The organism is Neochlamydia sp. AcF95 (assembly GCF_018342455.1).
GTDB lineage: Bacteria > Chlamydiota > Chlamydiia > Chlamydiales > Parachlamydiaceae > Neochlamydia.
In genome coordinates this window covers 1-3,508 of record NZ_JAEMUC010000030.1, presented here as the reverse complement: position 1 = coordinate 3,508, position 3,508 = coordinate 1, and the positions used below count along the sequence as shown (strand labels likewise).

The following is a 3,508-nucleotide window of genomic DNA, read 5'->3' as shown; positions in this document are numbered from 1 at the left end:
CTGCCCCCCCCCCCCTGGTGATAAGGATAGGAATTCGTTTGACTTGCTTTTTTAATTTTTTTATATTGCTTTTAAAAAATAAAAATGCTGAAAAGTCATTATTACCCAGGGAAATAAAATGCATCCTATCTCTTCGGCCTCTATTGAAAGTTTGCCCAATGAATTGCTGCTCCCTATCTTAGAGGCTTGCGTAGCCCCTTCCTTATTTAGCGTCTGTAAAAGATGGCATCATCTGCTGGCTTCTGAAGTGATGCCTTCTCTTTATAAAAAAATAGGTAAAGTACATGTGTCCCAAAGGGGTATTAGCAGGCAGGCTTTTATCTTAGATAGGATTTATAAGCTAGAAAGTAGACTTTCTGAAACAGCAAAGGTAAATGCAATTTTTAGGCAAATCTTTACTTTAGCTAGATCTCTTTCACCTCTAGAATTAGAATTTAAATGGATAACCGAGCAAAAAAGATATTTTACTCTGGCTAATTACTCCTCTTATCTTGTAAATATTAATCGCCTTTTGTTTTGGAAAAAACTTCCTGGAGGGGAAGAATACTTGAGCCGAGAAGCAATCAAATATTTGCCTCTAGAGAAAAAAGGGGAGCTTCTTATAGATTGGATGGAAGAAAATTGTAAAAACATCACGGCTTTGGATTTGTCTGGAGCAGGCTTGACTTATTTACCCTCAGAAATATGCCAGTTATCTCAGCTGCAAGAGCTTAACTTAAGCCAAAGCCAGCTCACCAGTCTTCCTGCAGAAATCGGGCAATTGTCTAAGCTGCAAAAGCTTAACTTAAGCCAAAACCAGCTCACCTGCTTGCCTGCAGAAATCGGACAACTGCCTCAGCTGCAATGGCTTAACTTAACTCAAAACCAGCTCACCAGTCTGCCTAAAACAATCGGGCAATTGTCTCAGCTACAATTTCTTTACTTAAATCAAAACCAGCTCACCAGCCTGCCTGCAGAAATCGGGCAACTATTTCAGCTGATAGGGCTTTACTTAAGCCAAAACCAACTCACCAGTGTGTCTGCAGAAATCTGGCAAATGTCTTGGCTGCGAGCGCTTGACTTAAATCAAAACCAGCTCACCGCTCTACCTGCAGAAGTCGGGCAATTGTATCGGCTGAAAAGGCTTGAATTAAGTCAAAACCAGCTCACCTGCTTGCCTGCAGAAATCGGGCAGTTGTCTCAGCTGAAATGGCTTTACATAAGACAGAACCAGCTCACCTGCTTGCCTGCAGAAATCGGGCAGTTGTCTCAGCTGCAAACGCTTCACTTAAGAGAAAACCAACTCACCAGCCTTCCTGCCGAGCTCGGGCAGCTGTCTCAGGTGCAAAAGCTTTACTTAAACCAAAACCAGCTCACCAGCCTGCCTGCAGAAATCGGGCAATTGTCTCATCTGCAAAGGCTTGAATTAAATCAAAACCAGCTCACCAGCCTTCCTGCAGAAATCGAGCAGCTGTCTAAGCTGCAAGAGCTTGATTTAAGCCAAAACCAGCTCACCAGCCTTCCTGCAGAAATTGGGCAGCTGTCTGATCTGCTACAGCTTTACTTAAAGCAAAACCAGCTCACCACTCTGCCTGCAGAAATCGGGCAATTGTCTCAGCTGCAATATCTTTTCTTAAGCCAAAACCAGCTCACCAGCCTGCCTGTAGAAATCGGACGGCTGTCTCAGCTGCAAGCGCTTGACTTAAGCCAAAACCAACTCACCAGTCTGCCTGCAGAAATCTGGCAAATGTCTTGGCTGCAAGCGCTTGACTTAAATCAAAACCAGCTCACCTCTCTACCTGCAGAAGTCGGGCAGTTGTATCGGCTGAAAAGGCTTGAATTAAGCCAAAACCAGCTCACCAGCCTTCCTGCAGAAGTCGGGCAGCTGTCTCAGCTGGGATGGCTTTACTTAAGTCAAAACCAGCTCACCAGTCTACCTGCAGAAATCGGGCAATTGTCTAAGTTGCAAAAGCTTACCTTAAGAAGCAATCAGCTCACCAACCTTCCTGCAGAAATCGGGCAATTGTCTCAGCTGGGATGGCTTTACTTAAGTCAAAACCAGCTCACCAGCCTTCCTGCAGAAATCGGGCAGTTGTCTCAGCTACAATGGCTTACCTTAAGAAGCAACCAGCTCACCAGTCTACCTGTAGAAATCGGACGGCTGTCTCAGCTGCAAAGGCTTTACTTAGGCCAAAACCAGCTTACCAGCCTGCCTGCAGAAATCGGGCAGCTGCCTCAGCTGCAAACGCTTAAATTAAATCAAAACCAGCTCACCAGCCTTCCTGCAGAAATTGGACAGCTGTCTGATCTGCTACAGCTTTACTTAAATCAAAACCAGCTCACCAACCTTCCTGCAGAGATAGGGCGGCTGTCTAAGCTGCAAGAGCTTTGCTTAAATCAAAACCAGCTCACCAGCCTGCCTGCAGAAATAGGACAATTGTCTAAGCTTACCAAGCTTGAATTAGCGAAAAATCCGTTGAAAGATATTGCAGAAAAGATAAGGCAGCGTTTTCAATTGTAGAATGGTTGTAAGTGCTTTTTAAATGAGGGTGGACTAAAATAAAATAACAAACTTTTAGCCATCTTATCTTTAAAGAAGTCATCCGCTTTCCTTCCCGCAACTAAGTAAGCTTAAGCTAACCTATACATTTATAATGACAAGAAGTTTCTCTCTTTTTCTGCAGATTGCTAGGCTGGAAGAACAACCTTTCTTGACAGGAAGAAGCTAGGCGTATTGTATTCCATCATTTGGTAGAAGGATTGAAACATTGCGCCAAAAAGAGCCGTTTTTCTCAAATAAGGCAAAGAATCAATCTCATTCTTTTAGCCAAATCAAAATTGCCGCGTCACTTAATCGCCAAAACCTGTGGCTGCTCCCAAATGCTTGGAAGGTCCCCCCCCTTTCCTTGGATCTATCTGGAAAAAAAAGCGCCGGTAGATCATCTGGGAGTTGCTTTTCGTTGATAAGGATACGAATTGTTTTGACTTGCCTTTTTAATTTTTTTATTTTACTTTTAAAAATAAAAATGCTGAAAAGCCATCATTACCAAAGGAAATAAAATGCATCCTATCTCTTCGGCATCTATTGAAAGCTTGCCCAATGAATTGCTACTCCCTATCTTAGAAGCCTGCGCAGTTCCTCCCTTATTTAGCGTCTGTAAAAGATGGCATCATTTGCTGGCTTCTGAAGTGATGCCTTCTCTCTCTAAGCTTGATTCAGAAGCTCATACATCGCTTGTTCTTGCGTGTAATGTTTAATATTGATGCGATGAATCGTATAAAAATAGATATTTGCAAGAGCTTGCGTGTCTTCAGTACGGTAATTCCTTATAAGTATTTCAGTGGTCATAATGCCCTATCCTTTAACGTAATTAGTTTGACATGATTTAAAGGATGTTTCATGCTTAAGTAATATTTTGAGAGCGTTTTTTCTCCCAAATCGCTATACTTTATTTACGCCTAAATCATTATAAAGCTCTTAATTTCTTGCAAAGTTGACTATGAAACCAATCAAGCTAGATAACCAACA

At 42.4% G+C, this 3,508-nt stretch carries 2 protein-coding genes; both read left to right on the top strand.

The genetic code is table 11. The features are described 5' to 3' along the window. Positions 1 to 118: 118 nt before the first annotated feature. Positions 119 to 2,500 carry a leucine-rich repeat domain-containing protein gene (locus NEOC95_RS02670; RefSeq protein WP_213151350.1) on the top strand — a complete coding sequence of 794 codons (2,382 nt, stop codon included), beginning with the start codon at positions 119 to 121 and terminating at the stop codon, positions 2,498 to 2,500. 539 nt (positions 2,501 to 3,039) lie between these two features. After that, positions 3,040 to 3,237 (top strand): F-box protein, encoded by a 198-nt coding sequence (locus NEOC95_RS02665; protein WP_213151348.1) that lies wholly within the window; start codon positions 3,040 to 3,042, stop codon positions 3,235 to 3,237. Positions 3,238 to 3,508: the final 271 nt, after the last annotated feature.

Coding starts and splice junctions, on each gene's coding strand:
- NEOC95_RS02670 (WP_213151350.1), top strand. CDS start 119: ATGCATCCTATCTCTTCGGCCTCTATTGAAAGTTTGCCCAATGAATTG.
- NEOC95_RS02665 (WP_213151348.1), top strand. CDS start 3,040: ATGCATCCTATCTCTTCGGCATCTATTGAAAGCTTGCCCAATGAATTG.